Here is an 18,217-nt window from a genome sequence, read left to right on the forward strand (position 1 = left end):
TGGTTCCAAGTGTAACCCGTGCCACTGCCATTTGTGAAGGCGGTTACTCTTTGGGCGGAGTGGTGTCGATAGAACAGCTCCTCTCAGGAGCGGCCGTGGGCAAGGAAGAAAACTAAGACTCCACGGCGGCTTGGGGTTCGACCTGGAGGACAGAGGAGATGATCCCTTCTGCTTCTTCACAGGAGCTGGCCTCGTGCAGCTGGGCGCGGAAATCCTCCTTCATGATGGCGCGGGCGAGGGTGGACAGCAGCTTTAAGTGCTGTTTTCCGGCGTCATCGGGAACGGCGATAAGGAACGCTAAAGTCGTGGGCTCTTCGCCGCTTGCCCAGGTGATACCGCCCTCGGGAAGCCGGGCGAAGGCCAGAGTTGGTGCGGAAACTCCGGCGGAACGAGCGTGCGGGATGGCCACGCCGTGGCCCACGCCGGTGGAGTGTTGGGCCTCGCGGTTCAGGGCGGCATCGGCAACCGCGGCGGCGTCGTTAATGCGGCCATCGGCGGCGGCGAGGGAAACGAGCGACTTGATGACGTCCTTCGGATCGGAACCGAGCGGTTCATCGAGGCTGATAGTAGAGGTACCGAGAAGAGGGAGCACTGCGGGTGACTCCGTTTCCTTGTCTGTTTCCGGGGAGCGCTGTGTCAGGCGAATGAGCAGGAGCATGAGCGCGGCACACACGGCAACGCCGCAGAGCATGGACAGGAAGAACCACGCCACTTGATCCACCGCGCCGAGGACGGCGACGATGGGGCCACCGTGCATGACATGATCTTGGACCCCGAACGCGCCCGCCATCGCACCGGCGACGGCACCACCGGCGACGTTGGCCGGGATGACCTGCAGGGGACGCGCCGCCGCTAGGGGAATGGCGCCTTCGGTGATGCCGAAAAATCCCATGAATAGCGCGGCGATACCGGAATCCTTTTCCGCCTTATTGAACCAACCGCGGCGCAGGAGGGTGGACACGCCCACTGCGAGCGGCGGAACCGCAATCGCGGCGGCGGCCATACCCATCGGGGCTGCATTCCCCGCGGCGATCATGCCGCCGCCAAACAGGAAGGCTGTCTTATTGAAGGGCCCGCCCATATCGAAGGCGATCATCGCACCAATGATAAGACCCAGCACAATCGCAGACGAGCCCTGCAGCCCACCGAGGTATTCGGTCATGGCCTCGAAGGCGCTGGCAATCGGCGCGCCGATGAAATAGATGAAGGCCAAGCCCACTATCAGCGTGGTGAAAATCGGGATGACGATAATCGGCCAAATCGGCGCGATGAATTTGTGCACCGGAATCTTCTTGATTGCAAGGGCCACGTAGCCGGAGAGGATACCGGTGACGATACCTCCCAAGAATCCGGCTCCGGCCTCGGACCCGTACAGCGAACCGGTCGTGGCGATGAGCCCGGTGATAAGCCCTGGCGCTAACCCCGGCCTATCCGCGATGCCAACGGCAATGTAACCAGACAAGACCGGCACCATCAGCGAAAATGCCAGGCCACCAAGTTCATTGAGCGTATTCCAGAAGCTATCTTCAGGAATCGACAGCCCCTCCGGCGTGGGCGTGCCGCCCAAGGACAGCGCCACGGCGATGAGCAATCCGCCGGTAACCACGAAGGGAATCATGTGGGAAACGCCATTCATCAGCGCCTTGTACATGGTCTGCCCAATACCGCGCAGCCCAGCATCTCCCGCAGCGTCCTCCGCCTCGCTTTCCGATGCCCCGTTATCCTCACCCTTCCACGCTGCTGCCTCCAAGGACTTGGTTAACAGCCGCTCTGGGTGCTTGATGGCCTCGTCCACACCGGTTGCCACCAAGCGCTTGCCGTGGAATCGGTCCTTCGCGATGGTCGTATCGGCACCGATAACAATCGAATCGGCTTCCTCGATGTCTTGTGTACTGAAGTTGCCCTCCACGCCGATGGAACCGTGCGTTTCAATCTTGATGCGGTAGCCCAGCTTTTTGGCGGCGGCCTCCAAGTTCTCGGCGGCCATATAGGTATGGGCGATACCCGTTGGGCACGCCGTGATGGCGAGAATGAAAGGCGAAGAATCTGATGTGCTCATACTCTTATTAAAGGCACCCGTGTAAACGAGCACAAGGAAAAGGGGAGGTTCTTTGCGCAGAGTCCGCTGTATGGGGGCCTATGCGCGGGAGCCAATGCGCAGTGCCCGATGTACAACCTCTTCTGTGCAGGGTCTTATGCGCAACCTCCTATGCGCATCCTCCTCTGCGTCAATTGAAGGCGCGATGCGATTTTTGAGGGGCGACTTTGCTCAAAATGAGCATGGGACCTATAGCATCGCGGAGATCGAACGATTGTTGACCGGCGGTACCCTAGAAACAGAACCGAAACCGCCCGCATCTTGGGCACACGAATGAATCGTGCCCACTTGAACCGAAGAAAGCCGCATCGTGAGTACAGCATCGCCGGATAATATCCTGCTCTACCTGCCGAAAAAGCAGGAAGAGCAGATTCGGGAGATCTTTGCAGGTCTTGCCGAGCGCGGATTCCCCGTACAAAATCAGCGCCCGCATATTACGGTGACTTTCGCGCAGGAGATGGAGCCCCACGTTGTAGAGCTTGCCGCGGAGCTTTTACCGCCGGTCATTCCGGCGACGTTTCGGCGCGTGGGAAACGTCATCTTCGGCACGAAGAGGAAACGGACCGTGGCATGCTTATTAGAGACCAGCGATGAACTCGAAATGGCAGCGCGGAAGATTAGCGCCGCCAATCCTGAGGGCCGCGGTCCGCGCTGGACGCCGCACCTGACCATGGGCCTGCGCTTACCGCGCGAGGATGTGGGTGGCTATTTAACCGCGATGGATGAGCTGACGTCCTCGCATTTCAAGGAACTTAACGCAGTAGAAGCGGCGTATTGGCGCCCGCACACGCAAGAAAAGACGGTGCTAGCGGGAGGCTAGCCAGCGCGAAATCGATTTAACATATTGCGTATATACATCTAATACTCGCGGGATTGAATTGGAGACGATTCCCAAATCCACTTCAACGTATTGGTGAGTAATGACATTGCGCAAAGCCGCACTCTTATAGAAATCTTGCTCCAGGTCGGAGGGCAAAACGCCCGCGCGAATGAGATCTTCGAAACCGCGACGGCTATTAGAGTCCGCAACGTTTAAGGTCGTTGCCGCAATGTGTTGGTTAATATCCGTGGCAAGATCGATTACTTGCTGCAGCATGAAAAACACGGCATACATTTGTGAAAGGTCAGAGCGCAGTTCTTCCACGTCTGAATCCCGGTATTTTTCAAGTTCTCCAAGTATGCGCTGGAGGGAGACAAGCCTTTTGCGGATAGTGTCTGATTGAAAATCCCGTGGACTCATGACATTAAGCTCCTGAGCTCGAACTCGCGGCGGTACGCCGTATTGATGTACTCCCGTGCCGCCATCATTTGCAGCGTTCCATATTTGGTATTGGATGGATCGACCAAGAGGTCGCACTTTTGCAGAGCTTCATGCTGCGCCACCGTGTCCGCAGTATCCAGGCACATGAGATCGATGCCGTCGCCATAGCGGGAGTAAAACGCCGTGGCAACGTCGAGCACGTTCGGCCGGTCAGCTTTCGCACGCGAGAAATCGATCGAATAGGCAAGGTCAACATCATTCGCATTGGCGGCATTGACGTGCGCGCTGCCAAAAAGAACCAGCAGGTCAATGCCGGTATCCAAGCAGAATGACTCCAAGGACCCGTCATCGGCCTCGGCGCGCAACCGCGCGGCAAGCTGTGCTGGAGTGCTCATAACCATCACCTTACCAACGCCGTGAGCAGGCGGATGCACGAAGAATTGTACTGTGCCTAAAGCAGCGCCTGAATCTCGCGGGCGACGCGCAAAACGGTGAGGTCTTGGCCCGGCTTGCCGATGACCTGCACCGCATCACCCACCCCCGTGGTTTCCCTCGTGCGCAGCGGGATAGTGATCGCCGGCCAGCCCAAGACATTGAATGGCTCGGTCCAGCGGCGCAGGCTGCCAGCAGAATCCGCAGTATTTTCTGCAGTGATGTCGTCCCACCTGATGGGACCGGCGTCGAGGGTGGGGGCGAGGATGATGGGGGAGGCATCGACAAGCGTTAGTGCTTCCGTACGCAGTTGTTGTACCTGCTGCGCTGCAGCGTCGTATTCTGCCTGAGTAATATCCTGCCCGCCCAGGACGCGCTCCAAGATGACGCCCTGGTACTTATCCCGCTGATCGAGGTAGGGCTGGTGGACGGCGTAGGCCTCCTTGAGGCGCATCGGCGCGTAGAGCTTCGCGGTGGCAGCAATGGTGGATTCGAGCTGGGAGTAATCGAGGTCTTCTACGGCGGTGAACGTGGAATCCTGCAGCGCAGACAGCAGACCAGCAAAGCGCTCACCTTTGGTATTCAGCGCAGAGACATCGATGGTGGATACATTCTCGGCCGGCTCCGGTGTCTTATCCGCCGTTGCTAGCAGGGCCTGCTCGATGAGGTCGATGGAGCTGGCGAAGAATCCGATGCAATCGAAGCTTGGCGCGAAGGGGAAGACCCCATCGAGCGGGATCGTGCCGGTGGTTGGCTTAAATCCCAGCACGCCTTGGCTGGCGGCCGGGACACGCACAGAACCTGCGCTATCGGAACCCACCGTGAGATCGAGCGCTCCGCACGCAACCAGCGCCGCCGACCCAGAGCTGGATCCGCCGCCGCAGACCTGCGGATCACGCGGATTGATGACGCGGCCATACGCGGAGGCATCGCCCAAGATGCCATAGGAAAATTCCTGGAGGTTGGCCTTGGCCACGGGAATCGCGCCGGCATCCATTAGCCGCTGTGCCACCGTGGCATTCTGCGTTGGAGCCGGTCCCGTATCAACGTTGGTGCCACAGGTCGTTGGCACTCCGGCGATATCCACGATGTCTTTAAAGGCAACGGGTAATCCGTGCAGCGTAGGGGCAGTATCCACGGTGTCCTCATCAAAAGGGATGGTGGAAATTACCGCGTTAAACTCCTGCTGCGCGTGAGTCAGGCGGTCAGAAACTGTCGACATGGTGGGGCGAATTCCTTTCCACGACGGTTCATACCGTTTGCGGGGTGACTTGCTGCTTTCCAGGGTACAGCTGGTGAGCACGGAGGAAATGAAGCTGTGCCACACGATGAAACCGTGGCGGTCTTCACCGACCAAAAGTAGGCTCGAGACATGACGCGAAAAATTATTCTGGATTGCGACCCTGGCCACGATGATGCGGTAGCCCTGCTCTTGGCCATGGGAAACCCCAACATCGATCTGCTGGGCATTACCACTGTCGGCGGCAACCAGACCTTGGACAAGGTTGCCCGCAATGCCCTCGTGGTCAAGGAAATTGCCGGCCACCCAGAGATTCCTGTCTACGCCGGTTGCGATCGCCCGCTCGTGCGCCCCGTAGAAGTCGCTGAGGCGATCCACGGCTCCACCGGCATGGACGTCAACGGCGTCGATCTTCCGGAGCCCAGCACCGCGCTTGCCGATGCCCACGCCATCGACTTCATCATCGACACCGTCATGTCCCACGAACCCGGCACCATTACCTTGGTCCCAACGGGGCCGTTGACCAATATCGCTATGGCGGCGCGTAAAGAACCGCGCATCGTCGAGCGCGTCAAAGAGGTCGTGCTCATGGGCGGCGGCTACCACGAGGGCAATTGGTCCCCAGTCGCCGAATTCAATATCAAGATCGATCCTGAGGCAGCACATATCGTCTTCGAAGAGCCGTGGCTGGTCACCATGGTCGGGCTCGACCTTACCCACCAAGCACTAGCAACAGCCGAGGTCGAAGCTGCAATTAAGGCGTTGAATACACCCGTCTCGGACTTTGTTGTCGGACTCTTCGGTTTCTTCCGCGAGGCGTATCAGCAAAACCAAGGCTTTACGGATCCCCCGGTGCACGATCCGTGTACGGTGGCTTACCTCATCGATCCGAGCATCGTACAAACCCGCAAAGCGCCCGTCCATGTCGAGCTTGCCGGCGCACTTACCACCGGCATGACCGTGACTGACTTACGTGAACCCGCCGATGACAGCTGCCATACCCAAGTCGCTACCAAGTTGGATCACGCGGGGTTCTGGCGCTTGGTTACTGACGCGTTAAAGAACCTGGCCTAAAAGTGAGCCATTAGCCCTGTTACAGCCGCTGTATTGCTAATTGCAGGGCATATCACGGCTGTTTGGGGCTCTGTAAAAGTCCTCATGGGTTTTATGAAAACTCGCTCAATCGGTGAATTAGCTCAGCGATTGAGCCGTTAATTATTTCTTGGTGGAGATAACTTCCACCAAGCATTTGAGACACTTTGATGTGCTGAGTGAGTACAGCTAGGACTTGGTCGTCGCTCATTTCAGGGATCGCGGTGGACGAAATGAATTCCGCGAGCTCTTTACCGCCAAATAATGCTTGGGGGTCTGTGACACTAAAGTATTCAAAGTCCTTAATGAACTCACTGCGAAGTGACTCGGTACTCTGGGGCGTACCCTTTAGCTCTTGTGCTTCAACCAGTTGATCATAGAACTTAGTGAGCTCTGCATACTTGCCTGAAGTGTCGCTGCTATCTTGGTCTCCTGTGTCATCTGTCCGACCTGTTTTGGATACAGGGAAGGTGAATACAAGATCTTCTGGATCTAAGTCGAGATATTCGAAAAGGCTTCGAAGGAACCAGATTTTGGCAGAAGTGTTGTTGCCAACCTGAACATAAAGGCCTTCCTCAATCTTTCGGAAAGACCCAGTTTTTTCGGTGGTAGGCTTTTTAGACCGAAGGAATTTCGAAGATTCTGCGAAAGAAAGAATTTCAGTCCGGTGCTCGTGAAGTAAATACTTCAGTACTGCTTCGACCATGTCAGCCCACGATTTAGTGGTCTTTCTAAAGTCGCCGAATTCAAATCCTCTAATTTTTCGACCACTGAATTCTTCGCTTTCACCCATCGGCTCCTTTGGGAGTACTGCCTCTGGCGGTGCGAAGTTGGTTGACTTAGTTTCCCAGAAATCTAATGCTTTATCGGTAAGGACCTCGTTTCTCTTTTCAATCTGGGGTAAGGACCAGCGATCGGATTCCCGCAGGAGCTCATTGAGGCGATACGGCGAGCTGTCGAAGCCGTTCTCCATGGTTTTCTTGATGGTAAATGGAGAATTCGAGTAGGAAGAGTTGTAGCCGGTGACCGTGAGATTGCCAATTCGGTTTAACCATGACTCGTGAATTTCTTCGGCCCTGTCACCGAGCTCCTGGCGCCAAGCATCAGTAAGGGTCTGGGGCATGATGTGCTCGATGGAAATCCTATTTTCAGCAAGCGCCTTGGAGACATCGCGAATATCCTTTGAATCACCGTTTTCCAGGCAATTGAAAAGGTACTGCCGCCAGTATGCCCGAATGTTGTAGAAGTCTTTGGTGGCAAAGGCTTCCTTGAACTCAGCATCGGTGGGGAAACGACCGCTGCCTGAACGCCTGTTGATCTGATAGATGACGATTGGGGCGAATGGGGTGCCGTCTGAGTGAAGCTTACTGACCTCCGCGTACATAGTCGCGAAGATTTTATTGAGTGAGTTGGTAGCGATGCCGGTGACAAATCGGCGGACGATATAGGACTCGATGGTGAGCAACACTTCGAGGAAGTCCTCAGGCGTCGTCTTGGATTCGTGGACATCGCGAAGAAGCGGCATAAGGAATGGTAGAACCACAGCGCCCATAAATTCGTTCATGCGCTTTAGCTGCGTGTCTATTTCAGGATAACCGGTATCGGATTCGCGTATTTCACGGAAATACTTGGAATAGGCGTATAAATCATCCAAGAGCTCTGGCATATTCGTCTTGCGCTTGGAAGCGAAAGATTTGAATGCCTCATAAACGTCTTGTTCGCGTGGGGTCTTGGTGGTGTACGTAGTGAGATACCAGCGAATGAAAGAGTCGGTCTGAAAGTTGCAGTTGTCTTCAATCGGATTCCAGCGTTCGTTATATAACCTTTCCTGTTGCGTAGAGTCCAAGCCCATGAGGACAAAGTTGCGAATTTTGTCAGCTTCTTTAAGTTCCAAACCGGTGGAGTTTAAGCTTTCGAAGATGCGCTGGGGCTCGTCGTATTCCTCCAAATCCAAGTGCATTACTTCGAGGCGGCAGATCGCTTTCCAAACCTGGTCAGCGTCTAAAGGGGTAGAACGCAGCTTTTCTCGGAAGAAACGGTAGTTAGACGTTACATTCGATGAGTTGATGAATTCACTTTCAGGACCAAATAGTTTCTGATAAGCATTGTCATCGTCTTTTACAGGCTTAAGCTTGAAACGCGGGTTCTCCTTGTTGTGGCCGATTCGCAGGTAGTCAGAAATAATTTTCTCAGCAAGCGAGGGATCTTCACTCTGGATTTCGCCATCTCGGAGGGCATGAGCGAAAGCAAGCATGAGGATGCTGACGGTGGTAAGCCTCTGTTGGCCATCGATGACAATCCAATTCCAGGAATCTTGGTTCTTCCCGACTACCGCGCCGAAGAAGTGTTTCTTTCGGTCGCTAAGGATTATTTCCTCGAGATCGTCAAAAAGCCGGGCACATTGTTTGTGCTGCCAGTCGTAATTGCGCTGGTATACGGGGATGAGGAGACGGCGATTATTGCCATCATAAAGCGTATAGATTTCGCGGATGCTGCCGCGCATGGGAGACCTTTCGCGAGAAGGAAATTAGGAGGACAAGGCTATATTAGGTCAAGTCCGGTGGAGTGGTGTATCTGTCCTTTCTGAATCTGTGAATCGGGTGACAGTGTTGGGGTCCGGCTCAGGGTTGATGTCGGTTCATTAGGAGGCTGCTCCTCCTCGAGATTTGCATCCGCAAATTCACAGTTCGGGGCTGGTAACTCGATGCGGATAAAATGAATGGGAATAACCCCAACCCAAGGAGCCACCATGAACCAGAACAAATTCCGTCATGTCGTCGTCATGGGAGTCTCTGGCTCTGGCAAGACAACGGTGGGGGAGGCCCTGTCGCCGCTGGTTGGGCTAGAGTACCGCGACGGCGATGATATGCATCCGCAGGCGAATATCGACAAGATGGCCGCTGGGGCGCCGCTGAATGATGAGGACCGCGAGCCGTGGCTGAGGCAGATCGGTCAGTGGCTAGCGGAAAGACCAGAAGGCGCGATGGTGGGGTGTAGCGCGCTGAAGCGAAAATACCGGGACCTGATTCGGGAGTACTGCCCTGGCGTGGCGTTTGTGCATGTACACGGTGACTTTGATGTGTTGTATGAGCGGATGCAACACCGGCCGGGACACTTCATGCCAGCGTCGTTGTTGCAATCGCAATTCGATACCTTGGAGCCACTGGAAGAAGATGAAACTGGCCGCGTCTTCGATGTGACGCGGCCAGTAGAAGAGATTGCTAAAGACGCTACTGCCTGGATAAAGGCTGGCTCCTAAAAGACTGCAGCCGCACCGTAGAGGACGAGCACGAGTGCGAAGCCGATGACGGAGATGAGCATCTGATTAACGGTCCACGTCTTCAGAGTTGTCATCGTGTCCATGCCCATCAGGCGGCCTACGAGCCAGAAGCCGGAATCGTTGACGTGGGAGCCGAAGACCGAACCGGCGGCTGTGGCCACAACGATGAGTGCGAGTTGGAGCTCGTTGAAACCGCCAGCTTCCACGGCGGGGACCATGAGGGCAGCGGCCGTGGTGAGGGCTACGGTGGCTGAACCTTGTGCCAAACGGAGGGCTACGGCGATGAGATAGCAGGCCAGGATGACAGGGATGCCGAGGCCGGAGAGGGAATCGGCAAGCGCATCGCCAATGCCGGAAGTGCGGAGCACGCCGCCGAACATGCCGCCCGCGCCGGTGATGAGCACGACGGAACAGATAGGGCCAAGCGAGGAGTCAACGAGCTTTTCCAGCGCCGTCTTTTCCACGCCGCGGCGCAGACCGAGGACTACCAGTGCGATAAGCACCGTAATCAGCAATGCGATTGGAGTTTGGCCGAGCATGACGAAGAACCTGACCCACGTGGCATCGGCGTCGATGGTGCCGTAGGAAGCTAGGGCGTTGAGCCCGGTATTGAAGAAAATGAGCACCATCGGGATGAGCAAAATGGAAATTACTGTGGTGGCGGAGGCAGGTTTTAAGGGTTGTTCTTCTTCATTAACGATGGGCCCGGCGATGGCGTCAGTGACCTTGAAAGGGAACTTCTTTCCAGCAAAAAGGCCGAAGCGGTAGCCGGAGATATACCAGGTAGGCAGAGCCAGTAACAGGCCGACGAGCAGCACCAAGCCGAGGTCGGCGCCGTAGAATTCACTGGCGGCGACAGGACCGGGGTGCGGTGGCATGTAGACATGCATGACAGAGAATGCGCCGGCGGCCGGCAGGCCAAAGGCAAGGACCGGGCCATTCAAGCGGCGGGCGACGGCAAAGATAACCGGAAGCATCACGATAAGCCCAGCATCGAAGAAGATTGGAAAGCCCATAATCAGCGAGGCGATGCCGAGTGCAAGGGGTGCTTTATTTTCGCCGAAGCGGCGAACCATGGCGTCGGCAAGCGACTGGGCACCGCCGGAAGCCTCCACGAGCCGGCCGATCATGGCGCCGAGGCCCACCAGAAGCGCCACCGAGCCAAGGGTGGAGCTGAAACTTTCCGTCATCGTAGGGACGATGCCTTCCAGTGGTATGCCAGATGCAAGTGCTGTCAGCGCGGAGACCACCAGCAGAGTGAGAAAAGCGTGGAGCTTGAAATATATGACCAGTACCAAAATCACAGCGACCGCAGCGACCGCAATCCCCAGCAGCGGACCAGTGGACAATGTGGGTTCCCACGTCTCCATAGAAAAGGCTCCTTTTCTTGTGCAAACCTTTGAATATGGGCAACGTTAGCAGTAGCTCTGCTAGCCGATGCCCACATTCACCAACGCGGCTTATCTACCGCCCCGAAACTGGGCATATAAAAATCCCCTGATTCTCGTTGAGAACCAAGGGGGAGCAGAGGCGAGCTTAGTCGAACTGGCCTTGGATAATGGCGGCCGCATCAAGCGGCGTTACGTGATAGGAGATCGGGTTCTGGTTGGAACCTGCCATAAGTGCGCCGGCGCAGGAGTGTCCCGCGCCCATCATGTGGCCTAGCTCGTGAGCGATGGTGCCTTGGAGAGCCTCAGGGTAAGTAGCATTGGGCATCTTGATGGAGACTAATTTGTGATCCGGGTAAGCCGAGCCTTGGACGTAGCCGCGAGGATCTGGATTGTAGATGATGGAAATGGTGTCATCATCAGCTTCGGAAGGCTTTACTTCCTTAAGGGAAGCCTTCCCCTCGAGAGCCTCGTTCCACTCGGCAACGGCGGCGTCTAGCTGCTTGCGGTAGGGGAAGTTATCCGCCACTTTGTACTTCAGTACGCCATCGCTGAAATAAGGTTTTACAGAGTCCTCATCGTGGAGGATGGAAGGATCTGGGACCGGTTTCCCTTCGTTAGCCAGTTTGGTGATGGCCTTGCAGGTTCCAGGATCGATGATGGAACGTACTGGGTCGCTCTTTGCGTTCGCGGCCGGCGCGGCGATAGTACCGAGTATGGCGGTGGTGGCAAGGGCGGTGACAGATAGCTTCTTCAGAGAGCGCATCGGCAGTTAGTGACCTTTCGATTGGCTTATCGTTCGTGGAGTGCAGTTTGCCTTAGCAATATCCGCGGAAAAGAATTGCGTGGATGCCTCAGGCAAGCGAGTAATAATCAATTTTTACTACACCGGCCAAAGTAGAAATTTACATTGTTAACTTCGCTTTGTCGACTCTAATTTAGACGCTCACCAGTAGTAGAGCTAAATAGGTGGACACGGTCAGGATCGGGAGAGACGTGGAAAGTATCACCAATTGCGTAATCACAGCGAGCGCTTACCAACATGCCAGTTTGTCCGCCCATTCGGGTCGTCGACTGCAGATCTTCGCCGGAGTCCGCTAAGTCACCATAGAGGTAGGTTTGATTGCCTAGTTCTTCAACGTGTTTAACGGTGAATTCCGCACCTTCCTCTGTGTGCACCCAATCTTCGGGGCGAACGCCAACGGTAACGGATTTCCCACCATCGAAGTCGTAATTCGCCAAGTTGATGCGAGTCGACCCCAGGGTGAGCCGGCTAGAGGTGTGTGCGAGGTCGTAGATATTCATGGCAGGGGAGCCGATGAACCCAGCAACGAAGACGTTCTGGGGGCGGTCGTAGATTTCACGAGTGGTATCTACTTGTTGTAGGACACCTGCATTAAGCACCGCGACGCGGTCACCCATGGTCATTGCTTCGGTTTGGTCGTGGGTCACGTACACCGTGGTAGTGCCAAGGCGGCGTTGCAAATTCGAAATCTGCGCGCGGGTGGATACGCGCAGTTTTGCATCCAAGTTGGACAATGGTTCGTCCATGCAGAATACAGCTGGTTCGCGCACGATGGCGCGGCCCATCGCTACGCGCTGGCGCTGGCCGCCTGACAGATTCGCGGGCTTCCGGTCAAGCAAATCCTCCATCTGCAAAATTTTGGCGGCTTCTTGTACCCGTGTCTTAATCTGGTCCTTGGGTACTTTCCGGTTTTCCAAGGCGAAAGACATATTTTGTGCGACCGACATATTCGGGTACAGGGCGTAGTTTTGAAAGACCATGGCTACGTCACGATCTGATGGGCTGACTCCAGTGACGTCTTTTCCGCCGATCCGAATGGAACCTCGGTCTGTCGGCTCAAGGCCAGCGAGCATTCGTAGGCTGGTGGATTTTCCGCAGCCAGAAGGCCCGACGAGGACCAAAACTCGCCATCGGAAATATCTAGATTAAGACGGTCAACTGCGGGGCGCTCCGCGTCTTTGGAATAGATGCGGCTTGCACCATCAAATGTGACAGTAGCCATGGTGTTACCTTTCAGATACTAAGGAAAATTGGCAAGATTAGCCGTTAATGACGGGCTTTACCTGGTTGTCATAAATGGATTGCAGAGTCTTTTCTAGATCCGTAAGCACCTTGGTGACATCGTCGCGGTTGGTGACGATCTTCTCAAAGGCACCACCAATCTCCTGATCTGCACCAGGGAGGAATACACGGGCGTTGTCCTGTGGGCGAGTTTCTGGAAGCTGCTTGATAGCAGTCTCGAAATTCGGGTTCTCTTCCATGAATTTCTTCTGATCCTCGTTGTCGGCAGCAGAAGAGCGGACTGGCATATAACCCACATTTTGGGACCAATACGAGGTGTTTTCCTCGTTCGTGATGAAATCAATCAGCTTGATGGCTGCCACCTGGCGGTTCTTGCTAATACCGGAAGGAATGGCGAGGCCTGCACCTCCGGTGGGGCAAGCGCCGTCTCCCTTTGGATTGGGAAGGAATGCGGTTCCTAACTCGAAGTCAGCGGTATCAGAGATACCTGCGAGATCGCCTGTGGATAGGACAGTGGCTGCAGCGCGTCCGGTGCCGAATTCCATAGCCATGTCATTGCCCATGTAGGAGTAGCCATTCTTGCTATCGGTAACATCCTTGAGCCATTCCACAGCTTCGATGGTTTTGTCATCAGTGAACTTCAAATCCCATTCATCGGAGTAGGCACCGCCCTTAGACCACAAGGGGCCTTGGAAAATCCATCCCAAGTAGCCGACTGCATCGCCCCAGCCAAAGGGCTTCATCTTAGAATCCGCGCTGGCGAGCTTTTTAGACCACTCATCCATTTCGTCCCAAGACTCCGGTCCACGGTCTGGCAAGCCAGCCTTCTTCCATGCGTCCTTGTTGTAGTAGAACAGGGGAGTTGACCGGGCAAAGGGAAGCGCGAAGTGGCCGCCGTCGTAGTTATAGTCCTCATAGAGCGGCTGGACATAGGTCGAGAGGTCAATATCGGCTTCTTTGGCTAGATCATCAACATTGGCAATCTGCCCATTGATAGCGAAGTTGTACCACCACACATCAGACAGAACCACGATGTCTGGAAGATCAGAGCCGGTAAGTGCAGCATTAAACTTTTGCGCTGCCTCTTCGTAGTTCTTTCCAGCGTCAACAAGGGTGACCTTGATGTCAGGGTTTTCCTTCTCGAAGCGAGAGATGATTTCCTTTTCGATGTCCTTTGAGGAAGCCGGGTGGTTGGACCACCACGTCAATTCCGTGACCTCGCCACCATCGCCACCGTCGCTACTGCCCTGGGAACTGGTAGATGAGGTGCCAGCACAAGCGGCAAGAAATGAAGCGGTAGAAGCAGTGGAGGCTAGCGCGAGAAACTTACGGCGAAGCATGGGTATCTCCTTAAATTGAAGTCAGATTGAGAAGAATAGGGCGACAACGGCGAGCGTGATAAGGATAGAAGCCTTCTAACCTTTTACGGCGCCAGTGGTGAGACCTTGAATCATGTATTTCTGCAGGCCAAGGAAAATGACGACCATCGGGAGAATGGTTAGAACGGTTGCGGCCATTACTGGTCCCCAGTTAGTAACGCCATCGTTGTTTTGCAGCATGGTCAGACCCACCTGCAGGGGAGCAACCCGTTCTGTATCCGCCATCAGGAATGGCCACAAGTAGGTATTCCATTCGTTTACTAGGGTGATCACGGAAAAAGCTGTCAATGTTGGCCAAGAAACGGGAAGAAGCACCTTGGTGAGCAAGCGAATGGGGCCGGCGCCGTCCATGCGAGCAGCTTCCACAAGCTCATAAGGCAAGGACAGGAAGTGATTGCGCATGAGGAAGGTGCCGAATGCAACACCAGCCAGCGGGACGATGATGCCTACAAAGGTATTACGCCAGCCCAAGGAATTGACCAAGGCGTAGTTGGAAATCACCGTGATTTCTGCGGGGACCATCAGGGAAGAAATCACCACGATGAACACTAGATTGCGTCCTGGGAAGCGAAGGATAGATAACGCGTAGGCGGAGACGACACCAAGCACAATCTTTATAGCGGATAGCACCGCGGTAATGAAGACTGAGTTACGCAGGTAGGTCCAGAAAGGGACGCGCGTTGTGGCATCTGCGTAATTTTTGGTTTCCCACGTCGGCGGTAGCCAGTTAACTGGGTCGGTGTAAATATCACCTCTGGCCTTGAATGAGGTCATTAAGATCCAGAACAACGGCAGTCCCACGAGTAGGAGGACGAGGATAATTCCTACGTACCCACCGATGAGTTTGGCACGCCTTGCTACAGGGGAAGAGTCTGTGATCATGTGAAGATTTGAATCAGCCATAGGGTGGGTTAACCTCGCTTATCCATGATGCGGACCTGAATCAACGTAACGACGAGCAGGATGAGGAATAGGATTGTCGCAGCAGTGGCGCCGTAACCAGCACGGAAGTTGACAAAGGTTTCGTTATAAATCTGAAAAACCAGGGTCTGGGTGCCGTTTCCTTGAGGGCCGCCCCGGGTCATGACGTTGATGATGTCGAAGACCTGCACAGAGTTGAGCAGTACCGTAATGGAAAGGAAGAAGGTGGTATTGCGCAGTTGCGGCATTGTCACGCGCCAGAATTTGCGCCAACGGCCTGTTCCATCAATGGCGGCAGCTTCGTCTAATTCCTTATCTAGGCCCTGTAGGGCAGCCAAGTAGATGACAAACGTATAACCCAAGTTCTTCCACACGAATGTAAATGTCACCATGAACAACGCCCAGCCAGGCACGGCATAAAAGTTTGGAGAACTAATGCCAAACCATCCGAGGATTTCTTGAATCAACCCAAAGTTGGGGTCGAATACGAACTGGAAGGCGATACCGATTGCGGCACCGGAGATGGCGTAGGGCGCGAAGACCACCGAGCGTGCGAAGTTGCGGCCTCTGATCTTTTGATTGAGAAGTAGCGCAAGCGCGAGCCCAATAACCATGGAGCCGATGACCGTGAAAAAGGTGAAAATGACGGTATTAAAGACGATCGTCTTTGTATCGTCGCGCGTGAACCACTCCACGTAATTATCAAAACCAACAAAAGTGGAGCTTGAACTAGAAATATTCCAGTTAAAAAAGGAAAGCCGAATATTATCCAGTAGTGGCCGGTAGGTAAAAATGGCCAGCAAGATGAGGTTGGGCGCCAAAAGCGCGGCAGCCAGCAACCATTCCTTATGTCGGCTCTTTGTAGCCTTTCGCACGAGCTCCGATGAATTATCGTTGCTCGGGCCGGTGGCCGTGGCAGTCGCGATGCCGTTCTTAGCGTCGGCGTGGTCATCCCTGAGAGTCACCCAGCCAACGTAAACCGCGTAGATTACGGGGTGTTTCACATAATGGAAACTTTTGATGAATTTAAAACGTCGAGTCCGTAAAGGCTAGGGGGCTATTGCGAACTCTATTGAAAACAACTCCAGCGCCCGGGCCTCAGTGAAGGGCCGCAGGGCGCTGGAGCTGGTTCTCTCTATCTCTCTTGCGCTCTCTCGAACGCTAAGAAAAGTATGGCGCTAGACCCTGTTATGGGCATTGAAGAAAGCTGAAATTTTCCTGGAAGTTAGTGGAGGGTAAGAAGGCCGCGAGGGAGGCGCACGGTGCGCTAGTCTGGGAGGTAGAAGAAACAGCCAAAATGTGGGTGGAAGCTGGGGCAATGGCCGCCGAGAAGTGGCCTGGATCGCAGCTTTCCCGCGAGGTAGAGGTGGAAGATTTGTCGTCGCAGTATGATCCGAATTTTCACCGGCAGATGGGCGTGGAAGCTGACGTCGTCTTGCGCGTCGGAATGATGCTGATGGGGGCGGGCACATCGGGCTATCGCGTCCTGCGCGGTATGAAGCGCAGCGCCCGGGCACTGGGATTTGATTATTTGGACGCAAACGTGGGCCTGACGCAGATTACCTGTACTTTTCACCGGGGCGATTCCTTTCGCACGGTGATTGCGCGCACGCATTCGCCGGCCGTTGATGCTTCCCGCATTGAGGCATTGGAGGACCTCACCCATAACCACTTGTATTCCGGCATTACCGCGGAAGAGCTTGCGGGGATGCTCGATTCCATAGAAAGCGATGTGAAAAAGCGCTGGAGCGTGTGGGTCCTATCCACGGCGGCCGCGGTCGCGTGCGCGGCGTTCGCTTACCTGAATTTCTTCCCAGTGCAAGCGGTAGGGCTCGTGGCGCTGGCGGCATTCGTGGGGCAATTTGTACGCTATGAGGTGCTTCACCAGCACGTGCACCAAATTGGCGGGATCATCGCTGGTGGCGCGGCAGCCAGCATCACCTTCTTTATCCTCATTGAGCTCCTCGGATTTGCTGGGGTGGTGGAGCCGAGCGAGCTGTCCTCAGGCTATGTCGCAGCGGTACTCTTTTTGATCCCGGGGTTCCCGCTCTTTTCGGCGCTGATCGATATTGCGCGCTTTGATTTTGATGCGGGCATCGCCAGGCTGGGCTATGCGTTCACGGTCATCTTTACCGCTACGTTTACCGTCTCCATGGTCAGTTGGCTAACGGATCTCAGCCCAGATCCGCCGGTTCCCGCCCCGGATACGCGGTGGTACCTGCTGGCGTTTGTTGCCAGTTTCTTCGGCATCGCGGGCTTTGCCTTCCTCTTTAATTCCTCGCGCCGCATGGTGCTGGTGGCTGCAAGTGTGGGAACCGTGGCCAACGCGGTGCGCCTTGGCCTCCTTGAGCTGGGCACGACCATCTACTTTGCAGCGTTTATCGGCGGGCTCATTATCGGGCTCTTGGGCGCGGTGGCCTCGCAAAAGGCGCGGTTGCCGCGCATTACCACCACCGTGCCGGCCGCCGTCATCATGATCCCTGGGGTGACGATGTTCCGCGCGGTCTACTACCTCAATGATGGCCAGATGGATCAGGCGGTGGCGAATGTAGCCACGGGCTTGATGGTGGTAGGCGCCATCGGTGCTGGGATGGTATTTGCCCGGCTGCTGACGGACCGCGATTGGGCGCTGGGACGCCTTATTGATTTCGATAAGGAAATCCCGCGGAAAAAGCCCTCTTAGTTCGGGTGGTCTAGCAGTGGGGCGGCCAGAGGCAGCAGGCAGTAGCGGCACCCCACAACGCAGAACCAGTAAAACGCCAGCGGCACCCGGTTCCTTTCGGTTCCGAGTGCCGCTGGCGTCTCTCTCTACAAGGGTGTTTCCATGTATCGGTTTTCACCGCCCTCTGGAAACTGAGGGGTTCTCTCTATCTCTCTCGTATGCGCTCTCTCAAACGCATGATTTAAGTATGGGGCACGCGGCTGAGCTCACCATGGAATCTGCCTGAAAGGTTGCTGCTAAGTGCTGTGAGTTGGGTGGGGAAGGGAGGCATCGGCAAGCAAAGCTTGTAGGCGAGGCTATAAAGGCATATAAAAGTGACATAAACCATAGTAAATTCTGTAGGCTCGTTGCTATGGG

General features: G+C 55.3%; 14 protein-coding genes and 1 pseudogene. 4 read left to right on the top strand and 11 right to left on the bottom strand.

Going from position 1 to position 18,217, the window contains the following annotated elements; genetic code table 11:
• Window positions 1-112: 112 nt before the first annotated feature.
• On the bottom strand, window positions 113-2,059 hold the full coding sequence (locus ACLI1Q_RS03045; protein WP_239269376.1) for a fructose-specific PTS transporter subunit EIIC: 1,947 nt from the start codon (window positions 2,057-2,059) through the stop codon (window positions 113-115).
• 349 nt (window positions 2,060-2,408) lie between these two features.
• Here ACLI1Q_RS03045 and ACLI1Q_RS03050 point away from each other — a divergent pair, with 349 nt between their 5' ends.
• Window positions 2,409-2,918 (top strand): 2'-5' RNA ligase family protein, encoded by a 510-nt coding sequence (locus tag ACLI1Q_RS03050; RefSeq protein ID WP_239269377.1) that lies wholly within the window; start codon window positions 2,409-2,411, stop codon window positions 2,916-2,918.
• Here ACLI1Q_RS03050 and hepT read toward each other — a convergent pair.
• Genes hepT through ACLI1Q_RS03065 form a run of 3 tightly spaced genes read right to left on the bottom strand, consistent with a single transcriptional unit; the run spans window position 2,904 to window position 5,013 of the window.
• Window positions 2,904-3,338 (bottom strand): type VII toxin-antitoxin system HepT family RNase toxin, encoded by a 435-nt coding sequence (gene hepT / locus ACLI1Q_RS03055; protein ID WP_239269378.1) that lies wholly within the window; start codon window positions 3,336-3,338, stop codon window positions 2,904-2,906. The genes ACLI1Q_RS03050 and hepT overlap by 15 nt on opposite strands.
• Window positions 3,335-3,754, bottom strand: a complete 420-nt coding sequence (locus ACLI1Q_RS03060; RefSeq protein ID WP_239269379.1) for a hypothetical protein — start codon at window positions 3,752-3,754, stop codon at window positions 3,335-3,337. Before ACLI1Q_RS03060 ends, hepT begins: the two co-directional genes overlap by 4 nt.
• Window positions 3,755-3,810: 56 nt before the next feature.
• On the bottom strand, window positions 3,811-5,013 hold the full coding sequence (locus ACLI1Q_RS03065; protein WP_239269380.1) for an amidase: 1,203 nt from the start codon (window positions 5,011-5,013) through the stop codon (window positions 3,811-3,813).
• A 150-nt stretch (window positions 5,014-5,163) separates the two neighbouring features.
• On the opposite strand from ACLI1Q_RS03065, the gene ACLI1Q_RS03070 reads away from it, so the two are divergent.
• On the top strand, window positions 5,164-6,105 hold the full coding sequence (locus ACLI1Q_RS03070; RefSeq protein WP_239269381.1) for a nucleoside hydrolase: 942 nt from the start codon (window positions 5,164-5,166) through the stop codon (window positions 6,103-6,105).
• 91 nt (window positions 6,106-6,196) lie between these two features.
• Here ACLI1Q_RS03070 and ACLI1Q_RS03075 read toward each other — a convergent pair whose 3' ends face one another.
• Window positions 6,197-8,626, bottom strand: coding sequence for a DUF262 domain-containing protein (locus ACLI1Q_RS03075; protein WP_411697069.1), 2,430 nt, complete (start codon window positions 8,624-8,626; stop codon window positions 6,197-6,199).
• Between the two features lie 246 nt (window positions 8,627-8,872).
• On the opposite strand from ACLI1Q_RS03075, the gene ACLI1Q_RS03080 reads away from it, so the two are divergent.
• Window positions 8,873-9,382 (top strand): gluconokinase, encoded by a 510-nt coding sequence (locus ACLI1Q_RS03080; protein WP_239269383.1) that lies wholly within the window; start codon window positions 8,873-8,875, stop codon window positions 9,380-9,382.
• Here the strand turns inward: ACLI1Q_RS03080 and ACLI1Q_RS03085 are convergent.
• The 6 genes and pseudogenes from ACLI1Q_RS03085 to ACLI1Q_RS03110 form a co-directional block, all read right to left on the bottom strand.
• The gene (locus ACLI1Q_RS03085) at window positions 9,379-10,773 is read right to left on the bottom strand and encodes a GntP family permease (protein WP_239269384.1); all 1,395 of its coding nucleotides are present in this window, start codon (window positions 10,771-10,773) and stop codon (window positions 9,379-9,381) included. The two genes, ACLI1Q_RS03080 and ACLI1Q_RS03085, sit on opposite strands and share 4 nt — an antisense overlap.
• 166 nt (window positions 10,774-10,939) lie before the next feature.
• A complete protein-coding gene (locus tag ACLI1Q_RS03090) occupies window positions 10,940-11,557 on the bottom strand; it encodes a hypothetical protein (protein ID WP_239269385.1) in 618 nt (205 codons plus the stop codon).
• A gap of 167 nt (window positions 11,558-11,724) precedes the next feature.
• A pseudogene (locus ACLI1Q_RS03095) lies at window positions 11,725-12,818 on the bottom strand (ABC transporter ATP-binding protein).
• A 37-nt stretch (window positions 12,819-12,855) separates the two neighbouring features.
• Window positions 12,856-14,178 (bottom strand): ABC transporter substrate-binding protein, encoded by a 1,323-nt coding sequence (locus ACLI1Q_RS03100; protein ID WP_239275588.1) that lies wholly within the window; start codon window positions 14,176-14,178, stop codon window positions 12,856-12,858.
• A 75-nt stretch (window positions 14,179-14,253) separates the two neighbouring features.
• Entirely contained in the window at window positions 14,254-15,099 is an 846-nt protein-coding gene (locus tag ACLI1Q_RS03105; protein WP_239269444.1) for a carbohydrate ABC transporter permease, read from the bottom strand.
• 29 nt (window positions 15,100-15,128) lie between these two features.
• A complete protein-coding gene (locus ACLI1Q_RS03110) occupies window positions 15,129-16,013 on the bottom strand; it encodes a carbohydrate ABC transporter permease (protein WP_239269445.1) in 885 nt (294 codons plus the stop codon).
• Between the two features lie 536 nt (window positions 16,014-16,549).
• On the opposite strand from ACLI1Q_RS03110, the gene ACLI1Q_RS03115 reads away from it, so the two are divergent.
• Complete coding sequence (locus tag ACLI1Q_RS03115; RefSeq protein WP_239269446.1) at window positions 16,550-17,821, top strand: threonine/serine exporter ThrE family protein; 1,272 nt, start codon at window positions 16,550-16,552, stop codon at window positions 17,819-17,821.
• Window positions 17,822-18,217: the final 396 nt, after the last annotated feature.

This window comes from Corynebacterium limaceinasi (assembly GCF_046717465.1).
In the GTDB taxonomy this organism is placed as follows: Bacteria; Actinomycetota; Actinomycetes; order Mycobacteriales; family Mycobacteriaceae; genus Corynebacterium.

What these genes read in the sequence shown, in the direction of transcription:
- ACLI1Q_RS03045 (WP_239269376.1), bottom strand. Translation starts at nt 2,059, where the DNA reads ATGAGCACATCAGATTCTTCGCCTTTCATTCTCGCCATCACGGCGTGC.
- hepT (WP_239269378.1), bottom strand. Translation starts at nt 3,338, where the DNA reads ATGAGTCCACGGGATTTTCAATCAGACACTATCCGCAAAAGGCTTGTC.
- ACLI1Q_RS03060 (WP_239269379.1), bottom strand. Translation starts at nt 3,754, where the DNA reads ATGAGCACTCCAGCACAGCTTGCCGCGCGGTTGCGCGCCGAGGCCGAT.
- ACLI1Q_RS03065 (WP_239269380.1), bottom strand. Translation starts at nt 5,013, where the DNA reads ATGTCGACAGTTTCTGACCGCCTGACTCACGCGCAGCAGGAGTTTAAC.
- ACLI1Q_RS03070 (WP_239269381.1), top strand. Translation starts at nt 5,164, where the DNA reads ATGACGCGAAAAATTATTCTGGATTGCGACCCTGGCCACGATGATGCG.
- ACLI1Q_RS03075 (WP_411697069.1), bottom strand. Translation starts at nt 8,626, where the DNA reads ATGCGCGGCAGCATCCGCGAAATCTATACGCTTTATGATGGCAATAAT.
- ACLI1Q_RS03080 (WP_239269383.1), top strand. Translation starts at nt 8,873, where the DNA reads ATGAACCAGAACAAATTCCGTCATGTCGTCGTCATGGGAGTCTCTGGC.
- ACLI1Q_RS03085 (WP_239269384.1), bottom strand. Translation starts at nt 10,773, where the DNA reads ATGGAGACGTGGGAACCCACATTGTCCACTGGTCCGCTGCTGGGGATT.
- ACLI1Q_RS03090 (WP_239269385.1), bottom strand. Translation starts at nt 11,557, where the DNA reads ATGCGCTCTCTGAAGAAGCTATCTGTCACCGCCCTTGCCACCACCGCC.
- ACLI1Q_RS03100 (WP_239275588.1), bottom strand. Translation starts at nt 14,178, where the DNA reads ATGCTTCGCCGTAAGTTTCTCGCGCTAGCCTCCACTGCTTCTACCGCT.
- ACLI1Q_RS03105 (WP_239269444.1), bottom strand. Translation starts at nt 15,099, where the DNA reads ATGATCACAGACTCTTCCCCTGTAGCAAGGCGTGCCAAACTCATCGGT.
- ACLI1Q_RS03115 (WP_239269446.1), top strand. Translation starts at nt 16,550, where the DNA reads ATGGGCGTGGAAGCTGACGTCGTCTTGCGCGTCGGAATGATGCTGATG.